Genomic DNA, 18,728 nt, shown 5'->3' on the forward strand with positions numbered 1-18,728 from the left:
TGTCAGCCCCTGATGCGTTCCGGGGTGTGCTCCGCGCGCGGCACGCGACCCTTGGACAGCCACGTCATCAGATTTCGCTGCTGTTCGGCCATGGCGTGTTCCACGGGCTGGCCGTCCTGCGACATGGGGGCCTTGAAGAAGCACCCCAGCGCGTCGATGACTCCGCCCTCGCCGCGGCGCCTGGCCAGGTCCAGCGTGCGCGCCAGCTCCACGACGAGCGGCGCGGCGAGGATGGAGTCCCTGCAGAGGAAGTTGAGCTTGAGCTGCATGGGCTGCCCGAGGAAGCCGGTGACGTCGATGTTGTCCCAGGCCTCCTTGTTGTCCCCGCGCGGCCGGTAGTACTGAATCTGGACGATGTGGTCCTGGACCTTGTAGCCAAGGATGCTGTCCAGGGCCGCGCCCTTGGTGTCGAGCTTGTTCTGCTTCGACGCCGGGTCGTTGAGGGCCTCGCCGTCGCGGTTGCCCAGGATGTTGGTGGAGTACCAGCCCTCCACGTGCAGCGCGCGGTCCCTCAGCGCGGGGGCGAGCACCGTCTTGAGCAGCGTCTGCCCCGTCTTGCCATCCTTGCCGGCGAGCGGCGCGCCGGTGCGCTTCGCGAGCAAGAGGAGCGCGGGCACGTCCGCGGCGACGCTGGGCGTGAAGTTGGCGAATGGCACGCCGTCCACGATGGCCGCATACGCGTAGAGCATCGCGGGCCCGATGTCCGCGTCATTCGCGTCCAGGGCCTTCTCGAAGGACTCTGGCGTGGCGAACTCCGGCCGGGTGAGGTCCACGCTCTTCTCCGTGGAGGCCAGGTTCACCACCACCACGCGGTCCAGCTGCTCGTCCTTCTTGAAGCGGGTGAGGTCGTCGCGGATGGCCTGCACCTGCTCACGCAGGGAGCGGGCCTTCTTCGTCGACGTGTCGACGATGTTCTTGCAGAACCTCGCGTTGGAGGCCGCGGCCCAGGGGCGCATGCGCTCCAGCGTGGGCGTCACGGCCGCCAGCTGGGCCTCCGTCAGCACCGCGTGGTTGCGCGCCGCCTTCGCCAGGTCCTCCTCGAACAAATCCCAACCGCCGAACGTCAGCGAGTCGTACTCCGCCAGCCCCATGCCCTTCACGTTCGCCAGCGGCAGCCCTCGCGTGTCCACGAGCCCCCGGCGCAGCAGCTCCATGCCCGCCACCGCGGTGGTCGCCACCGCCCCGCCCAAGCCTACAATCGCCACTCCCAGCCGCTCGTTGCCCGCCATGTATGAAGCCCCTCACCAACCATTGCACCCTGGGACTCGCGGCGTGCGTCTGGGGGCGCTCCGGGGTGTCGGGCGCCTCCGGTGCGGTGTCCCGGGCGCTCCGGGTCACCCGCGCACCGCGAGAGTCCCGGGAAAGTCGGCATGTGGGCGAGCGCTTTCAACTCAGCCTCCGGGCAGGGCCGACTGTCCGGTGCCGAAGCCGGCATCAAACGTGCCGCAGCTTCCAACCGCCCCTGCGGAAGAGGGCGGCGCTGGCGAGGCCCAGCGCGCCGTAGTTGACGGCGATGGCGACGAACACGCCCGTGGGGCCCCAGCCCAACGAATGGCAGAGGACATACGCCAGGGGCAGCTGGAGGCCCCAGGAGAAGAGGGCGTTCACCACGGTGGGCGTGGTGGTGTCCCCCGCGCCGTTGAAGGCGTGGGGCAGCACGGTGACGAAGGCGTAGAGGGTGAGGCTGCAGCTGACGATGCGCAGGCATCGCACGGCGTGCAGGGCCACCTCCGGGTCGGAGGTGAAGCGCTGGATGAGGGGCTCGGCGAACACCAGGAAGCCCACCGCCACCACGCCCAGGAAGCCGAGCGTGTAGAAGCTGGCGCGCCACGCGGCGCGCTCGGCCCTCTCTGTGTCGCCCGCGCCCAGGCTCTGGCCCACCAGCGTGCCCGCCGCGTGGGACAGGCCCCAGGACGGCTGCTGCGCGAAGAGCAGGATGCGCATGGCCAGCGTGTAGCCCGCGAGCGCCGTGCTGCCGAAGGTGGCGACCAGGCGCATCAGCACGAGCCAGCTGGACATGCCCAGCAGCGACTGGAGGATGGCGCCGCCGGACAGCTTGAGCAGCGAGCGCAGCGTGGACAGCTCCACGCGCAGGTGGCGGCGGTGCAACTCCAGACGTCCGCTGCCCTTGAGCAGGCGGTACACCTGGTACAGCACGCCGGTGGAGCGGCCCACGGTGGTGGCCAGCGCCGCGCCGGTGACGCCCAGGGCGGGCAGGGGCCCCAGGCCGAAGATGAACAGCGGCGCGAGCACGATGTTCACCGAGTTGGCCAGCCACAGCGCGCGCATGGAGGTGGCCGCGTCCCCCGCGCCGCGCAGGATGGCGCTGATGAGGAACAGCAGCATGATGATGGGGAAGCTGCCCAGCATCAGTCGCGTGTACCCGAGGCCGTGCTCCACCACGCCGGGCGCCGCGCCCAGCGCGATGAGGAGCGGGCGCGCGAAGAGGCCGCCGGCGAGCGCCAGCGGCACGGACAGGGCCAGCCCCAGTCCCAGGGCCTGCACGGCGGTGCTCGCGGCGCGCTCAGCGTCCTTCTGGCCGATGCGGCGGGCGATGAGCGCGGTGGCGCCGATGGACAGCCCCAACGGCACGGTCCGGAAGAGCGTGAGCACGGACTCGGTGAGGCCCACGGTGGCGATGGCGTCCGCGCCCAGGTGGGACACGAAGAGCACGTCCACCAGGGCGAAGATGGACTCCATCACCATCTCCAGCACCATGGGCACGGACAGCAGCAGGAAGGCGCGGTCCACGGGCCCGGTGGCCAGGTCCTCGGTGGAGCCGCGCACGGCCAGCCAGAGGGAGGCGAGCAGGCCCTTGAGTCCCGAGGTGGCAGGGGAGGCGCCAGGGGACAAGGAGTCGGGTGGGGGTTGCGTCATGGATTGGGCGGAGCAACAGGACGCTCCGCGCCATTCATCCCCCACGGTTCCCCGCCTGCCGGTACCGAGGCCCGGGTGGATTCCGGGGGCATGGCTTTGGGTCGCGAAGGGCGTCACGCGACACCAGTTGGGGGGGGCCGGCGGCGCGGACCTGTCCATGCGGCACACGCTCGATGTGCCTGACTGCCTGCGGGCGCGGCGCGAGGACGACCTGGTGTGGAGGCTCTCCCTGGACCCGCCTGGGCTTGCTCGCGGGGGTATTCGCGCAGGGCTGGGGGCGAGCGCCTACTTCGGAACGGGGCCCGGAGGACACGCGAGGTCGGCGGGCAGGGACCACAACTGGGGTTCGGACGTGTCGTCCCTGGCGCTGAAGTAGACCTGCTCCCCGACGCGGGCGAAGCCCTGGGGAGACGAACCTCCTCCCGAGATGTCCGCGGCCTGTCCCGTGGACATGGCCGTGCCCCGCGTCACCCAGGGCTCGTTGTAGGAGATGGGCGACGTGTCCCCGCCGAAGAGCACCGCGCCCATGCCCGTGGCGTAGAGGGGGGACCAGTAATACTCGGAGATGCTCAGCTCCACGGGGAGCTGCACGGTCCCCTCGGCGGTTCCATCCGTCACCCAGAGGCCCACGCGCAGCGCGGCGGGGCCGGGGAAGGGGCTGCCGATGGCCACGGAGAAGTAGAGCCGCCCGCCGGAGCTGGTGGTGTTCTGCAGGTAGGGCGTCGTCCCTTCCATGTCCGCATAGGGATTGGGCAGCACCTTGACGGTGGTCTTGCCTCCGCCAGCGAGGGACAGGCGATACAGTCCCATGCGCCGCGTGGTTGTATCCGCGGACGTCAGATACACCGACGAACCCAGCGCTCCGAGCAACCGCATACTCCGGCCGAACGTGTCCAGGCGCACCGTGCCGGTCGGGCTGCCATCCGTCTTCCACACCTCCGTGTTGGGGCCGTCGAGCAGCGTGAACAATCCCGGGGCTCCGCTGTCGGGGCTCCGCACGTCACCCAGGGACACCACGTCGGCGTCCAGCCGCTTGACGAAGGATGTCCCGGAGGCCGTGCCATCGGTCCGCCACAGCGCGGTGCCGCTGCCGGGCCCGACGAGGAAGAAGAGCAGGGCGTCGCCCTCCCTCAGCCGCTGCCCCTGGAGCGCGGCGAGCACCCCGAAGTTCACGACCTGCACCGTGCCCGAGGCCGTCCCATCCGAGCGCCACAGCTCCACCTGTGTCCCCGTCGCCACCGGTATGCGCCGGAAGAACGACAGCGCGCCGTCCAGCGCGGTGGGGAGGGAGAGGGAGGAGCCCGCCGTCCCCGGCATCAGGTCCGCCACCAGGTGCGTGCCGGCCTCCGTGCCGTCGCTCACCCAGAGCTCGTTGCCGGTGTCGGGATTCCACACCTGGAAGAAGACCTGGCTGCCCACCGGGACCAGCCCGCCCAGGCCCCTGCTCCTCCGGGGTGTCACCGCCGGGAAGGACTTCACCGGGAAGGTGCCCGCGTCAGAGCCGTCGCTGCGCCACAGCGCGCTGCGGCCATCGCGGAGGTTCACGGCGAAGTAGAGGGTGCCCTGGACGTCCACCAGACTCTCGGGTGCGGGCTCGTCCCAGGGCGGGTCGTCGCCCGGAGGCATGACGACCTTCACCCGCTGGGCCACGCCCGGCGCGCAGGCCTGGGCCTTGACGGTATCGGGCGCTGAGTCCGGTTCCGCGCACCCCATCAAGCCCAGACACATCAGGGCAAAGCCATACTTCGAGTGCATGTCGCTCCCTTCAAAACCAGGAGGACGACGGTGGGAGCCACCAGGATACGGAGCAACTGCCCTGGAGCGCAGGTCGCCGCGCGAAGGCAGACACTGCTCGCGCGGCTGGACGTGGCGGAGGGCCACCTGCGGGCTTCCCATGCGCCCCGCGCGGGAGGATGGTGGAGTCCCATGGCCCAGGTGCTGACCCTCCTCGAGTCCGAACAGTTCCGCGTGCTCGACTCGCGCTGCCGGCATCCGCGCGCGGGTCCCGCGGAGGAGCGGGGCGGGGACCCGGGACACCTGGTGCTGCTGCGCCGAGGCTGCTTCAGCTACCACCGGGGGCTGAGGCGCTTCGTCGCCGACCCCTGCACCGCGTTGCTGCACCACCCGCGCGTGGACTACCGGGTCGGCCATCCAGGCGCGGAGGGAGACGATGCGACGGTCATCAAGCTGTCACCGGAGCTCTTCGACGAGCTGTGGGGCCGGCGTGGTCCGGACCATCCGGAGCTGGGGCTGAGCGCCGCGGTGCACCTGCGCCACGCGCGCGTGTGTGCCGCGCTGCGCGACCCGGGCGGAGACCGTCTCTCGCGTGAGGAGACGGTGTTCGCGCTGCTGGAGGTGGCCGCTTCGGACAGGCAACGCGCGGAGGCCCCCGCGCGCGGAGACCGGGGCGCACGACGCCGCACGGTCGGCCGCGTGCGCGCGCTGCTCGCGGCCCAGCTCTCGGCGAACCTCTCGCTCGACACCGTGGCGCGGGAGGCCCGCTGCTCGCCCTTCCACCTCATGCGCCTCTTCCACGCGGAGACGGGGCTGTCCCTGCGCGCCTGGCGCCGCCAGCTGCGGGTGCTCACGGCGCTGCAGCGGCTCTCGGAGGGTGAGCAGGACCTCGCGGGGCTCGCGCTGGAGCTGGGCTTCTCGCACCACAGCCACCTGTCGCAGAGCGTGCGCCAGGTGCTGGGCAGCAGCCCCGCGCGCCTGCGTGAGGAGCTGCGGCGGGTCCGCGCAGGTTCCTGACAGCGGGGCGGCGCGCACGCCTCTAGCTTCGCGGGCATGAACCTCCGCCACCTGCTCCGGCCGCTGCTCTTCGCCTGCCTGCCCGCACTCGTGTCGTACCCGCTCCCGGGGCTCGCCCAGGAGCGCGCGGCCTCCTCGCCTGCCCCGCGCGATGGCCAGCACGACTTCGACTTCGAGATTGGCACCTGGCGCACGCAGCTGAAGCGGCGCCTGCGTCCGCTGACGGGCTCGAACACCTGGGTGGAGATGACGGGGACCACCGTCGTGCGCAAGGTGTGGAACGGCCGAGGCAACCTCGTGGAGTTGGTGGCCGACGGGGAGGGTGGGCGCTTCGAGGGCCTCAACCTGCGCCTGTACAATCCACAGACGCGCCAGTGGAGCCTGCACTTCGCGAGCAGCCGCGATGGCACCCTCGCCGTGCCGACCGTGGGCGAGTTCAAGGACGGACGCGGCGAGTTCTACGCCCAGGAGCGGCTCGACGGGCGCGCCATCCTGGTGCGCTTCGTCATCTCGAACGTGACGCCTGCTTCCGTCCGCTTCGAGCAGGCCTTCTCGGACGATGGCGGGAAGACCTGGGAGGTGAACTGGATTGCCCAGGACACGCGGGTCGACACGGCGGCCAGCGGGGCGAAGCAGGGCGCGGGCACCCCTTGAGGGCTGCCCTGCCTGTCCATCACCGCGTCGAGCCGACCCCGGGCAAGCCTCCGGACGTCGTGCGAATCAGAAGATGCCTTGTCCCGGCGTGAGGATGCGGTCCGGGTCGTAGCGCCGCTTCGCGTGCTCGAACCGCTCCCAGGCAGGGTGGAAGTGGCGGCGCCAGTCGGTGGGGTTCAAGGGCACGGCATCCACGGGATAGATCTTCCCGCCGATGGCCGTGAGCCGGTCGAAGATGGCGCGGTTCTTTTGCACCAGGGACGCGACGTTCTCCGGCGTCGGTGGAATGGCGGTGCGCAGCAGCGAGAAGAGGAAGACGTGTCTGTCGTTGGGAGCGCGCAGGAAGGGCGCGGTCAGCTCCGAGGCGCGGAAGGGGTAGAGCAGGATGGGCCCCTGTCCCATGTCGGCCTCGGTGGTCTGCGAGAGGACCTCCTGGACGAAGGACTCGGCGGACCGGGCGGGGACGAACATGTCCAGCCACGGATGAGGGAAGCCCCAGACGCCGAGCTGCTTGAGCAGTTCGACCAGCGGCGCGAGCCGGTTGGCGAAGTCGAAGTAGCTGCCGTCGCTCACCTGGAGCGTTCCCGGCTGGTAGCCCAGGCCCGCGAGCAGTCTCGCATCGTGCGGCTCCGAGCCCGGGGTGAAGTACTTCACCACCTCGAGCTGATACGCCCGGCTCCCGTTGGAGGCGACGGCGGAGCCCTCGACGTAATCGAAGCGACCGTCCTCGATGAGCCGCCGCTGGTCCTCCATGAAGCGGTGGAGGTCGTTGTACAGCGCGATGTACGTCCGAGCGCGGGGCGGCACTTCGACGAGCCGCACCCTCGCTCGCACGATGATGCCGAACTGGCCCAGGCCCGAGCGCACGGCGTCGAACAGGGGCCGCTCACGCCAGCGCGAGCACCGCACCAGCTTGCCCCGACCCGTGACGACGTCCATCTCCAGGACGTTGTCCACCTGGAGGCCCCAGCGGAACGCCTGCCCGCCGATGCCGCCCGCCGACAGCGTCCCACCGATGCTCAGCTCGATGTAGTCGGTCAGCACCGGCGGGCTCTTGCCGCTGGGAAGCGAGGCCTGGAGCAGCTCGTGCCACCGGACGCCCGCATCCACCCAGGCGCTGTCCTCGCATATCTCGTGGATGGTCGACAGCGCGGACATGTCGATGACGATGCCCGCGGCCACCTGGGCCTGGCCGAAGGTGCTGTGGCTCTCACCGAGGCCCCGAGCGGCGGCGATCTCCAGGCCCTGGCGCCGCGCGAAGCGGACCATGGCCACGATGTCCTTCACCGAGCCGGGGACGAGCACCGCCCACGGCGTGCGGTGGAGGACGTGACCGAAGTCCTCCGCGGCCGCGGTCCGAGACGCGGTGTCCATCAGCAACTCGCCATCGAGTGGCGGAAGGGGGACCGTGCCTGCCTCTGGCGAGGAGGCCCAGCTCCGGCTCATGGGATTGAATGCGACTGCGACCAACGCACCTTGGAGCAACGTCCTCCGGGAGACGGTTCGACTCGACATTCACTCCTCCTTCTACGTTGGAGACTTCTATCCCGCTGCCTCCTCTCCCAACAATTGCCCTCTCCCCCGGGCTCCATCACATGGTGTGCTTCGAGGCCCATTCGCCGTCGCTACCTCGACAGGCCCGAACACCGATTGGTACGTTCGAGCGCGAGGCTTGATACCGGCGCGACCGCGACTTGAAAAAGGAAACGATGTTCACCGAGAACAAGGAACTGGAGTGGAGCGAGCTCCCCTTCGAGGACGCGAGCGCGAAGTACGAGATCAACAGCATCAGCGAGGACGGCCTCGGTGAGGTCTTCCCCGAGGACCCCTCACACTACCTTGTCCACAAGGGCGACGTGGTCATCGACGGCCCCGTGAGGTTTGGTGCGGCCGACGACGAGGACGTCACGCTGCATGTCATCGACGGTAACCTCACCGTCAACGGCCCGCTCTTCTTCATCCAGGGCGACTTTTACGGTGCGCTCTTCGTGACAGGGTCGATCTTCTGTCAGCAGGCCTTCGTCGGCGCAGACGCGATGCTCTACGTCGGCAAATCGATGCATGTCGAGGGGCTGCTCGTCACCCAGCTGAGCAAGCCCGCGCACTTCGCCGTCAGGGAGGCGCTGCTCGCCGGGAGCTGGCTCGAGGCTTCGGGGAATGGCCTCTTCGAGATTGGCCAGAAGCCCCAGGCACGGCTGCTCCGCGTCGAGAAGAGCAACTACCACGCGTTCTCGCAGTACGCAGAGGAGGCGGAAAAGCGGGCCAGAGACAAGGGTACCGAAGTGAAGAAGCCGAGCTATTTCGGTTTCTCACCGAAGGAAGCGAGCTCGGTCAAGGGCATCCTCCATCCCTCGCTCATCGAGGGCGAAGAAGGCATCAGCGCGGGTGACATCCGCGAAGCCATGGAGGAAGGCAGACCGCTCTTCGCCTGACCGGTCGTTGCGTGCCGAGGATGGCCAGCGCACCTCGGGTCGAGCATGCGCCAAGGTGCTCGCGCAGGCAGAGGCAGGGACGGCGCGCGTCCTCGGCTGGGAGCCGACCGGGAGCAGCCACGGGCGCGACGACGTCCTCCGCCTCTCATGGATGGGTTCAGCGGACGTAGCACTCGAGCCGCATGGACAGCTCGACGTCCTCCGCGAACGGCGTCGAGAGATAGCCATTGCTCGGGTCCCGAACCCGAGCGAGGTAGTCAGGGCTGTCGTTCGCGTTGTCGGCGACAACGAGCGCCCCCGGGCGGAGCCGGCCCTCGAGCATTCGCAGGATGTCCGGGTAGAGCGCCTTCGCCCCGTCGAGCAGGAGCAGGTCGATGCGTGAGGGGAGGTCGAGCGCGAGAGTCTTCAGCGCATCTCCTTCGCGAATCTCCACCAGGTCCGCGAGGCCTCCCGCTTCGAGGTTCCTTCGAGCGCGCGCCACCTTCGACGGCTCGAATTCACTGGTGATGAGGCGGCCCCCACCATTGTCTCGGAGCGCGGCGGCCAGATGCAGCGTCGAGATGCCGAACGACGTCCCGAACTCGATGACTGTCCGCGCGCCCGAGCTGCGCGCCAGCATGTAGAGCAGGAGGCCCGTCTCGCGCGAGACGGCCAGCGCGGCGTCCTTGAGCCGCCCGTAGAAGTCGAGGTAGTCCGTCTTGCTTCGCATCAGGCGCTCCCGCTCCTCGCGCGAGAGCGCCGCCACCTCTGGGATGGCGAGAGGCGACATCGCCTCGGCTTCTTGGAACAAGCGCTCGAGCAGTGGTGCGAGGGGGCTTTGGGTCAGCGTGGTCATCGCGTTCTCCGTTCCGTGCGGCATCAAGTCGTGACGGTGGACAAAATGCGACGAATCATTCAGGTTCACAATTCGCATTGACTGGAGCGCACGTGAGCCCTCGACGAAGTCCTCGAATCTCCACGAGAAAAGAGCCTCAACAGGCGCGCTCGAACGAGCTCGTCGGGGCGGTCCTCCGCGCGGCTATTCAGGTTCTGGTGAAGGAGGGCGCAGCGCGCTTCACGATGGCACGCGTGGCCGAGAAGGCCGGCGTCAGCGTCGGGTCGCTGTACCAGTACTTCCCGAACAAGGCGGCGGTCCTCTTCCGACTCCAGGCAGACGAGTGGCGACAGACGACCGCGCTCACCCGCGAGCTGCTCGAGGACACGACGCGGCCGCCGCTCGCACGGCTCCGTGCACTGGTTCACACCTTCGTCCAATCCGAGTGCGACGAGGCAGCGGTGCGTGTCGCGCTGAGTGACGCCGCGCCCCTCTATCGCGATGCACCCGAAGCACGCGTGGTGCGGGCCTCGAGCAAGGCCACGTTCGAGGCCTTCATGCACGAGGTCCTCCCCACGACTCCCAAACCGGCGCGCATGCTCGCGGGAGACCTCCTCATGACGACGCTCAGCGCGGTGGGCAAGTCCTTCTCGGAGCGCCCTCGAACGCCCGCGGAGGTGAGCACCTACTCCGAGGCGTTGGCGGACATGTTTTGCGCGTACCTGGAGACACTCTCGGCGGCCCCCTCGATTGCCGTCGACGCGGGGCCTGCACAGCCTCCTCCTCCCCGACGCCGCTCGACGAAGCGGCGGTGAGGCCTCCCGCCCATCGCGGTTCAGTCGACCTTCCACGGACGGAGGGCTTCCGCCTCTCCGAACGAGCGCGAGGCGAAGCGTCTTGTCGCCCGCCAGTCCGCCGCGTCCGTCTCCTGGGCCGCCGTGATGCCACCCGGGTCGGGGCCACGGCACTGTGGCTGCCGGGCCGCGCTTCTCCCTGTTCTCGTGCGTGACGTGCCCGTTTCGGCGTGGCACATGTGTCGCACGGGCGCACGTTCACGAGCATTCCAAAAACCAGGTGGCGAGGAGCGTGTCTCGCACTGGGCCTCACACTCTACGAGGGCGGCGGGAGCGGTGGCGACCTCTACTCGAGCGCCAGTGTCCTCATCTGGAGCTCCGTCCCTACTCCGCGGTCGTCCTCGCGCCGAAGGGCCATGCGTCCCTGCGCCAGTGGAGGGACTTCCGGGGGAACCGTGTGGACTGGCCCATCAACGGCGCACGGTGCCGGTGGCGGGCGCGGCAGGGAGGCCAGGACATCGAGTGCCGGCTTCCGTTCGGCGTGGTCGGTGCCCTTGCCGCGCCTCCTTCGCGCCAGGCCTTCCAGTGGGTGTTCTGGGATGGGGACGGCGAGCCCCGCCAGAAGTCCCTGGTGGGGACGCGGGTTGACCTGTGGCTCTGGAAGGAATTCCCGCCCACGGTGGAGGACTACCTCGTCGCGAAGGAATACCCCCTGTGAGCCTCCAGGTGCGGGGGACGGCAGACCGCTGGCTGCGAGGGACACGGTGCGGTAATCATCGCACTTCATCAAGCCGCGCCGGTCGGGACCGTTTGGCCCTGGCGCACGACGCGGTGAAGGATGGGCCATGTCTTTGAATGCCTACGATGTCTCTGCTGGCCTGTTCGTCCGCGGACTGACCACCTTGAAAGCGCAGTTGGCGAAGGCCGAAGAGCATTCCGCTGCCAGTGGCAGCGGTGAAGCGGCGTTGCTGGACGCGCCACTCGGCATGCGCGGTGTGGCGAGTGACTCGCCAGCGGACCTGCACATGTACACGCTCGCCGCTCAAGTCCATTGGGCCGCGGAGGGAGCCAGGTTGGCGATCGCGCAGTTGCTGGGTGCGCCACGGGTCCCGGCCGCGAACGATGCCAAGAGCTTCGCGGACCTGCATCAGCGGCTCGATGCGACGATCACGTATCTCCGAGGAATCGCGCCAGGCGACCTCGAAGCCGGCCTGGAGCGAACGATTGTGATTGAGCACCGCCGTGGCTCCACGAGCTCCAGTGGCCGCCAGTTTCTGATTGCCTTCGCGATCCCCCACTTCTTCTATCACGTGACCACCGTCTACGGCATCTTGCGCAACCAAGGCGTGCGACTCACCATGGGCGACTTCTTGGGCAACTGGGGAGACGCGTTGAGCTGAATCAGCCTGAGCGCGAACCACGAACTCCGGTTCAGACCTCCTCGAAGTCTGCTCCCGTGAGCCTGGCGCGCTCCAGGACCAACTTGATGTGCTCCGAGACGATGAGCGCGTCGGGCCACCCCCAGGTGCGAAACACCTGGAAGCCGCCGACCTTCATCGGGTCAATCCGCATCCCGATGACGCCGCGGTAGTGGCCCAGCTTGTCAGGCTGCCCATCCTCTGGTTTCCAGAACTGTATCTCTTTCGATGCCTTGTCATCGATGCACCGGATGAGTCTCGTGGCCACGAGCACGCTGTACTCCCCCGCGCCGCCTTTGATGTTCACGGGCAGCAGCTGAACTTCCTGGGGGGTGTACTCGGCGAAGAGAGTGGCCATCCTGAGGTGGACCACGGGAGTCCTGCCGTCGCCTGCCAGGGTGAAGTCGCGCCGACGCCCCTGCTCTCGAACGCGAAGCTTCAGGGGGGCAGGGGCCTGGACCGGCCGGCCCGAGGTGAACTCCGTCGTATCTTGTAGTTCCTGGCCCTGTCCGTCCATCAGGGGCCCCAGGGACCAACTACCGGCCTGCATGGCTTCGTTGAGCTTGAAGTATCGAGTCGGCATGGTGGAGTTCCCAACGAGTTCATTCGGCGAATTGTGAGGAGGCACAGGGGGCGACCATCCCCGGTGCAAGCGGAGTCTCGTCTTCAAGAGTCGAGAGAATAGCTCCGGAGAACGACGCCTTGCTCGCGCGATGGTAGGGGAGCGATCGGACCGGTGCGCCGCGCGCCTGACGCTTCCGCTTCCGCGCGCGGTTGCGTAGCGTGAGGCGTCCGAGTCGGGGAGGAACGCTCATGGCCAAGAAGGTCGCAGCCAAGAAAGCCACAGCCAAGAAAGCCACCGTGAAGAAGGCGGCAGTCAAAACGCAGAAGAACAAGGCCTCCGTCGCCGAATTCATCGCCGCGGTCGATGACGACGCCAGACGCGCGGACGCCAAAGCAATCGACAAGCTGCTGCGCGAGGTCACTGGCGAGAAGCCCGCGATGTGGGGGGCGTCGATCATCGGCTATGGCTCATACAAACTCACGAACACGATGGGCGAGGCGGATTGGCCGAAGATCGGCTTCAGCCCCCGCAAGGGCGCGACCGTGCTCTACATCGTGCCGGACTTCCTCGCGTCCGAACCGCTGATGGAAAAGCTGGGGAAGTACAAGAACGGAAAGAGCTGCCTCTACATCAACAAACTCGCCGACGTGGATCAGAAGGTGCTGCGCGAACTGGCCGCGCGTTCGTGGACGCACATGCGCGAGAAGTACGGGTAGGGAATAGAGCGAGCGGGCCAAGGCATCGAAGGCGCAAGCTGCCCGACCGCCCAATGGCTCACTCGGTTGAGGTCGAGACGAACTCGATGCACGAGGTGGGCAGTCCGGAGTCGGGCCGAGGGGCGCTCAGCCTCGTCGGAAGCTGTTTGGACGCGCAGCAGCGTTCGAGATAGGCGACCACCCGCCTGCCTTCGTCGCTGTCCGCTGACACGTGTATCGGCTCGTTGGCCGGATTGATGACCGCGGGCAGGAAGCCGGCGGAGATGCGCCCGGACGGCGCGATGTGAATCACCGCCGCGCCGGTCAGCCTCGAATCCGGGTGGAACGGCAGCAGGGGGGAGCCTTCCCTCGGGCGAATCATGTACTCGCCGAACCTGCGGGCCCAGGCCGCCATCTCTTCCGGCCGTCCCATGCCCAGGTAGCCGTCTTTCGCGAGGCGCTCAGTGACGGAACGGTCTTCGAGGAGCCGGACCGCTTGGACCTCCACCGGGAAGCGCACCGCAACTTCGCCTTCGGTCATGGCATCCACCTGTGCACGGGGCGCGCGCTGGCCCTCATTCCCTGGGCACACAGGCCTTCCCAAGGAAGACCCATGCGCCAGGTGCCCTCCAACCGCGGCCCTTCATCTCACGCCCAGGGCGGGGACTTCGTCAGGGGATCCGCACCGAGTTCTGCTCCAGGCCCTCGGGCGCCAGCGCGGTTCGCCACGCGGGGAACTGCCCCTCGTTGACCAGACCCGTCGCGGTGAAGACGCCGGTGGGGCCCTCGTAGCGGTTGCGGTCGATCACCGACAGGAGGCGGTTCTCCTTGCGGCCCAACCGCACGAAGAGGGGCATGTCCCGGAAGATGTTGTTGGTCGCGATGAGCCCGGTGATGCCCAGGGGTTCATCCGCGGCCAGCCGCATCCCCGCGTCCGCCGTCCGCTCGATGAGATTCGTACGGATCTGGATCCGGTTGGCCTGCACGACGCGGATGCCCTGCCCGTTTCCCCGGTCCTGGAAGTTGAAGATGTCGGTGATGGTGTTGTTCCTGATCAGCACGTCCAGGGGGCGGGCCGTGTTCGCGGTCCCTCCCACCGAGATTCCTCGGCCCGCTCGCTGGATGACGTTGCCGATGATCTGGACGTTCGTGGCGTCCTCATGGATCACGATGCCTTCCGCGGCCGAGCTGGTTGCCGCCCAGGGATAGAGCGTCAGGTTGCCGAAGTCGTGGAGGTTGTTGAAGCGAAGATAGAGGGAGTCGCACCCCTTGATGTCGATGCCGTTCTCGCCCGCATCGTGCAGTTCGTTGTTCTCGACGAAGAGAGACACGGCCCGGTTGCCATCTATCTGGCACTGCACCGAGTCGCCCGAGGTCTGGCGAATCTCATTCTCCAGGACGTAGATATCCCGCGAGGCGTCCCTGAACAGGACCCCATGTGAGTCGGCCCCTGGCCTTGAGAAGTTGTAGATCAGGTTCTTGTGGATGAGGACATTGTTGGCATTGCTGACGACCACGCCACCACCGGCGGTGCCTCCGTGAATCTCTGAGCTGATCAACTGCGTACAATAGGTGTTTCGTGTGAACAACGCGCCAAACGAGGCCTTGCCCTGGAGGTCGATTTCCATTCCCTGGATGATCCAGTAGGGCTGGCTCACACTCAGCACGCTGCCCACGACCCGGTCCGTCGGAGGAACGAGGCGCGGGCGATTGGGTAACGATTGGCCCCTGAGGACGATGGGAGCAATGGCGGTGCCCGCTTGCGACGTCGCCGAATCGATGACCACCTGCTCCGGATAGGTTCCCGCGCGCACCTCGATGATGTTTCCGGCCTTCGCGGCTTTCACCGCCTCGACGATGGTCCTGTATGGGTTGCCTCCGGACCCCAGGCGGACGGCTGGATTCCAGGGTCCCCTGTTCGAGACAAACAGCGTGGAGCCCGGCGCCACCGTCGCTGTTGGACACGTGTCCAGGTAGATCTCCATTCCTTCACGGGGCTCGACGACCTTGCTCTCGGACTCCATGAGCTCTGGCTCACCCTCGGAGAGGTCCGAGGGCGTCACGCCACAAGCCATCGTCAAGCTGAACAAGAGTGAACCCACTGTGGGCAACAACCACGACTCTCTTCGAAACGTCTTCATGAGGCTCCTTCGCGGATGTCGCAGAACCTCGACATCGAAGAGTGGCCCCACAAGCGACCTGCCCTCAGGATGGACGCATGCCCGCAGATGCACGACCCTTGGAAGCCACCCTACACATCAAATGGCCATTCAGCGTTGGCCATTCGACGGCCTGGTGTTCAAACAGACCGAGTTGCATGGGGCCATGAGCCGGCATCCCTGGGGCTCGGCGCCCCGCGGCTGTTCGCGCATTGACCTTCAGCCAGGCCTGCCTACGGAAGGGGGAGTACGTCGAGCAGATGCGGCGCCACGTCCACACCGGGCATGAGCCGGTTTGGTGGACAGGTTGACTCCGCCGCTGCCCTTTCGAACTCGGCCGATGCGTCTCATGCCCCGATTCTACCCGATGCCGATTGGCGGCAAGGGCCTCGCCATGATCGACGCGCGCGACATCGGAGAGATCGCGGCCCACCATCTGCTCCGCCGAGAGCAGTCGGCCACTCCGCTCCCCTCGAGCGGCTCAACCTCGTCGGTCCCGACACATTGACCGGTGCGGATGTCGCGGCCATCTGGACGGAGGTCCTGGGGCGCCCCATCATCTATGCGGGAGATGACACCGCCGGGTTCGAGCAGAACCTCCGGCGGTTCATGCCGAGCTGGATGGCGTTCGACATGCGCCTGATGAGCGAGCGATTCCTCAGCGACGGAATGCTCCCCGAGGCCGACGATGGCGCGCGACTCACCGCGCTGCTAAGGCGTCCCCTGCGCTCGTACCGCGACTTCGCCGCCGAGATTTCGACCTCGGCTTGAAGGCCGAGCGACACCCCTCACTCACGAGCAGGAGACCCTCATGATTTATTCGACCGCCACCATCCCGGTGAACCCCGAAGGCGAGACCCGGCTGACCCGCGCGCAGGCCTGGAAGGGCCTGGTCCTCAAAGCCCGCGACGCCCGCCTGTTCCTCCCGCCCGGCCTCTGCACCCGTTGCGACATCGTCGAGGAGCGTGCCTCTCACCTTGTACGTGAAGCCACGATTGCAGGAGCCGAGCTGCGCGAAATCATCACGTTCGAGCCGCAGAGCAAGGTCACCTTCTTCCAGGCAACCGGCCCGCGCGAGGGCGCCATCATCAACGAGCTGTTCGAGGACGCCGAGGGCACGCTCCAGCTTCGCTTCTACTGCTATCTCGGCCTGCGAGGCAAAGCGCCGAACGGCCCCGAGGAGCAGGCTGAGCAGGAGTGGATGAACGGCGACAAGGGCTACAAGAGCGCCTTGCTGTCGACGCTGAAGCGGACGCGCGAGCTGCTCGCCGAGGACCGGCTCTGAGCCGCACAACGGACATCCATCACGGGGCTGCCTCTCAGGAGGAGGGCTCACAGCGTCTTCATGTACTCGAGCAGCGCGGTGCGCTCCGCATCGGTCAGCACGTCGGTGAACGTGTGGCCCGAGTTCGACTGGCTGAACATCCGGGTGTTGTAGATCTTGCGGTCCTCGATATCCGAGTTCGAGAAGCTCGGGGCCACGATGCTGCCGAGGAGGTTCCAGGCCAGCGCGCCGTTGCCGTACAGCAGCGACAGCCCGCTCTCGATGAGCGGCGTCTCGTTCGGATCCCACGGATTGCAGTGGTTGAACGGCGAGAGGGTCAGGTGGCTGCACGGAATCGTGTCGTACTTCCACCCGACCTTGGTTGGGTCATAGGCCTTCGCGAGGTCGGTCTCGAATCCCATGACAACGCCGAACCGCGACGACTTCGACTTTCGACGCCAGATGCGCGGGCGGTCCGACGACTTGAGCAAGCTCCAGAGGTCGGGCACCGAGCCGTTGTGGAAGTAGGGGCCGGACGCCCAGATGCCGTAGAGCGGCTGCGCGAGATAGCCGACCATGTTGTACTTTTCGGCGCACCCGTCCTGACCGTTGTATCCGAAGAAGCTGTTCCTGGCCTGGGTCTCGACGGCTCCGTCGTTGGCGAGCATTCGGGCGTCATCGGTGTCGATGACGTTGATGGGCGTGACGTTGGCCGCCATGCCCTCGAACAAGGGATTGGCGAGGAAGTTCGGATCGTTCACGTAGCGCGGCGCGTAGGCTCCATGGCAGCTCGCGCACGAGCCGTTGCCGGCCTGCTGCGGCTTCACGACCGGGTTGTTGCGGTTCGCTGCCCACAGGTCGAGCGTGTGGAACAGGACCGACCCCTGCTGCGCGAGCGCCGTGTTGACCGGTAGAGGGTAGGCCGGCGACTTCAGCCCGAGCATCCAGGTGTTCGCCTCGTACTCGTTCTCGAGGATCCAGTCGTAGCCGTCCTCGTAGTTCGGCAGCGCGGCGCCCGGCATGTACCACGAGAGCTCGATGCGCGTGGCGTCGCTGCTCATCCCTGCGTCGAAGAACTTCACCGGACGGTGCCCGAGGTTCCACCAGTTCGGCGGGTCTTCCGTGCCCGTCGAGCCGGCCGCCCAGATCTCCGGATTGAGGAAGACGCCGGGGATGGTCCCGTCGGGATCGAAGATGGTGAGCAGGGCGAAGAGCTGGAAGTTGGTGATGTTCCCCGTGCCGCGGATGCGATTCAGGGAGGCGATTGTGAAGGCGGGGTTGAGGCCTCCGAGCTCGCCCAGGAACAGGGACGCGTCGGTGAGGCCGTTGGTGCCGTGCAACGCCCCCAGGCCCGCGCCGTCGCTCGCCTTGCCAATCTGGCCGCTGTGACAGACCGAACACGTGACGCCAATCTGTCCGCTCCACGAGCCGTCGGAGTTGCGTGTCTGCGTCAGCGCCATCGGCAGCTGGCCGGAGCCCCCGTTCGTGCGGTTCGGATCCTCGAACGGGAGAGGGTACGGATTGCGCTGCGAGCTGAGCGGGGTGCCGTAGCGCTCGGCGACGAGGGTGTCGAAGTCGGAAGGGCGAAACGGCAGGCCCCACTTCAGCCACAGCGCGTTGTACTGGGACGCCGACATCGACCAGAGACTCCAGGCGGAATGGCCGCTGAACTCCCAGCCGGCATCGGGACTTCCGTTTCCGCCGAGCAGCCGCCCTCCCACCGCGTGGGTCGACCGCAGCTCGCCGCACGTCAGCGGCGCCCGGTTCATGCACGAGTTCCACCCCACGTTGAAGACGACGTTCTTGTTCGACGTCGGCGTCACGAGTGAGCGTGGGTCGGACGGCAGGAGCGTCGCATCGGACTTGCCCGTACAGAACTCGAACCAGAAGTGCCCTCCACGCTTGCTGCCGAGCAGGTCGGATTGAGCTGCCGCCGGTGTGCTGCCGGCACAGACAAACCACAACGCGACGAGAACGCTTCGAGTCAGACGTGCCGCCATGACGTCCCTCCTGCTGACATTCCTGTGGGTCGGTCGGATGGGGCCTCGGTCCGACCGGGTGGGCGCGTGCTCGGAGACGTCAGTTTCCGAGTCGCACGAGGGGTATGAGCGCACTTCACGTGTATCCCGAAAAGGGACATTTGTCGCTAACGTGTCGTGGGCGACATTGGTCGCCTAATACTACCCGGTCACTTGAATCCAGGTAGCGGTCATGATCTACGGTCGGGATGACACCCGCACATCTGCGCAAGCTGGATGAGGCGCTGAGCGCCTACCTCGATGAGATGGTGGTCGGCATGGGGCGG

The 18,728-nt window shown here is 67.4% G+C and carries 18 protein-coding genes; 9 read left to right on the plus strand and 9 right to left on the minus strand.

What is annotated here, in order from left to right:
* Window positions 1-2: 2 nt before the first annotated feature.
* The 3 genes from LZ199_RS33610 to LZ199_RS33620 form a co-directional block, all read right to left on the minus strand.
* A complete protein-coding gene (locus LZ199_RS33610) occupies window positions 3-1,229 on the minus strand; it encodes an inositol-3-phosphate synthase (RefSeq protein ID WP_253997843.1) in 1,227 nt (408 codons plus the stop codon).
* A 205-nt stretch (window positions 1,230-1,434) separates the two neighbouring features.
* A complete protein-coding gene (locus LZ199_RS33615; RefSeq protein WP_253997844.1) occupies window positions 1,435-2,877 on the minus strand; it encodes an MATE family efflux transporter in 1,443 nt (480 codons plus the stop codon).
* 285 nt (window positions 2,878-3,162) lie between these two features.
* Window positions 3,163-4,632 carry a hypothetical protein gene (locus LZ199_RS33620; protein WP_253997845.1) on the minus strand — a complete coding sequence of 490 codons (1,470 nt, stop codon included), beginning with the start codon at window positions 4,630-4,632 and terminating at the stop codon, window positions 3,163-3,165.
* Between the two features lie 30 nt (window positions 4,633-4,662).
* On the opposite strand from LZ199_RS33620, the gene LZ199_RS33625 reads away from it, so the two are divergent.
* Both LZ199_RS33625 and LZ199_RS33630 read left to right on the plus strand, forming a co-directional pair.
* Complete coding sequence (locus LZ199_RS33625; protein ID WP_253997846.1) at window positions 4,663-5,628, plus strand: helix-turn-helix transcriptional regulator; 966 nt, start codon at window positions 4,663-4,665, stop codon at window positions 5,626-5,628.
* 36 nt (window positions 5,629-5,664) lie between these two features.
* Complete coding sequence (locus tag LZ199_RS33630; protein WP_253997847.1) at window positions 5,665-6,282, plus strand: hypothetical protein; 618 nt, start codon at window positions 5,665-5,667, stop codon at window positions 6,280-6,282.
* A 66-nt stretch (window positions 6,283-6,348) separates the two neighbouring features.
* Here LZ199_RS33630 and LZ199_RS33635 read toward each other — a convergent pair whose 3' ends face one another.
* Window positions 6,349-7,656, minus strand: a complete 1,308-nt coding sequence (locus tag LZ199_RS33635; protein ID WP_253997848.1) for an FAD-binding protein — start codon at window positions 7,654-7,656, stop codon at window positions 6,349-6,351.
* 335 nt (window positions 7,657-7,991) lie between these two features.
* Here LZ199_RS33635 and LZ199_RS33640 point away from each other — a divergent pair, with 335 nt between their 5' ends.
* Entirely contained in the window at window positions 7,992-8,714 is a 723-nt protein-coding gene (locus tag LZ199_RS33640) for a hypothetical protein (RefSeq protein WP_253997849.1), read from the plus strand.
* Window positions 8,715-8,871: 157 nt separating this feature from the next.
* Here the strand turns inward: LZ199_RS33640 and LZ199_RS33645 are convergent, their stop codons facing one another.
* Window positions 8,872-9,549 carry an O-methyltransferase gene (locus LZ199_RS33645; RefSeq protein WP_253997850.1) on the minus strand — a complete coding sequence of 226 codons (678 nt, stop codon included), beginning with the start codon at window positions 9,547-9,549 and terminating at the stop codon, window positions 8,872-8,874.
* Window positions 9,550-9,641: 92 nt separating this feature from the next.
* On the opposite strand from LZ199_RS33645, the gene LZ199_RS33650 reads away from it, so the two are divergent.
* From LZ199_RS33650 to LZ199_RS33660, 3 genes are all read left to right on the plus strand, one after another.
* Window positions 9,642-10,343, plus strand: a complete 702-nt coding sequence (locus LZ199_RS33650; RefSeq protein WP_323390064.1) for a TetR family transcriptional regulator — start codon at window positions 9,642-9,644, stop codon at window positions 10,341-10,343.
* A 436-nt stretch (window positions 10,344-10,779) separates the two neighbouring features.
* Entirely contained in the window at window positions 10,780-11,040 is a 261-nt protein-coding gene (locus LZ199_RS33655; RefSeq protein ID WP_253997851.1) for a hypothetical protein, read from the plus strand.
* Between the two features lie 127 nt (window positions 11,041-11,167).
* Window positions 11,168-11,722, plus strand: a complete 555-nt coding sequence (locus tag LZ199_RS33660; protein WP_253997852.1) for a DUF1993 domain-containing protein — start codon at window positions 11,168-11,170, stop codon at window positions 11,720-11,722.
* Window positions 11,723-11,753: 31 nt separating this feature from the next.
* On the opposite strand, the gene LZ199_RS33665 is transcribed toward LZ199_RS33660, so the two are convergent.
* Entirely contained in the window at window positions 11,754-12,323 is a 570-nt protein-coding gene (locus LZ199_RS33665) for an imm11 family protein (protein WP_253997853.1), read from the minus strand.
* Window positions 12,324-12,553: 230 nt separating this feature from the next.
* Here LZ199_RS33665 and LZ199_RS33670 point away from each other — a divergent pair, with 230 nt between their 5' ends.
* A complete protein-coding gene (locus LZ199_RS33670) occupies window positions 12,554-13,021 on the plus strand; it encodes a DUF1801 domain-containing protein (RefSeq protein WP_253997854.1) in 468 nt (155 codons plus the stop codon).
* 58 nt (window positions 13,022-13,079) lie between these two features.
* Here the strand turns inward: LZ199_RS33670 and LZ199_RS33675 are convergent, their stop codons facing one another.
* Together LZ199_RS33675 and LZ199_RS33680 are read right to left on the minus strand one after the other, a co-directional pair.
* Window positions 13,080-13,541, minus strand: a complete 462-nt coding sequence (locus LZ199_RS33675) for a hypothetical protein (RefSeq protein WP_253997855.1) — start codon at window positions 13,539-13,541, stop codon at window positions 13,080-13,082.
* A gap of 130 nt (window positions 13,542-13,671) precedes the next feature.
* Window positions 13,672-15,141 carry a right-handed parallel beta-helix repeat-containing protein gene (locus tag LZ199_RS33680; RefSeq protein ID WP_253997856.1) on the minus strand — a complete coding sequence of 490 codons (1,470 nt, stop codon included), beginning with the start codon at window positions 15,139-15,141 and terminating at the stop codon, window positions 13,672-13,674.
* Window positions 15,142-15,663: 522 nt separating this feature from the next.
* Between LZ199_RS33680 and LZ199_RS33685 the strand changes: the two genes are divergently transcribed.
* Window positions 15,664-15,930 (plus strand): hypothetical protein, encoded by a 267-nt coding sequence (locus LZ199_RS33685; RefSeq protein WP_253997857.1) that lies wholly within the window; start codon window positions 15,664-15,666, stop codon window positions 15,928-15,930.
* A 40-nt stretch (window positions 15,931-15,970) separates the two neighbouring features.
* The gene (locus LZ199_RS33690) at window positions 15,971-16,444 is read left to right on the plus strand and encodes an SRPBCC family protein (RefSeq protein ID WP_253997858.1); all 474 of its coding nucleotides are present in this window, start codon (window positions 15,971-15,973) and stop codon (window positions 16,442-16,444) included.
* A gap of 47 nt (window positions 16,445-16,491) precedes the next feature.
* Here LZ199_RS33690 and LZ199_RS33695 read toward each other — a convergent pair whose 3' ends face one another.
* Window positions 16,492-18,423, minus strand: a complete 1,932-nt coding sequence (locus LZ199_RS33695; protein WP_253997859.1) for a c-type cytochrome — start codon at window positions 18,421-18,423, stop codon at window positions 16,492-16,494.
* Window positions 18,424-18,728 lie beyond the last annotated feature (305 nt).

The organism is Myxococcus qinghaiensis (assembly GCF_024198215.1).
Lineage (GTDB): Bacteria > Myxococcota > Myxococcia > Myxococcales > Myxococcaceae > Myxococcus > Myxococcus qinghaiensis.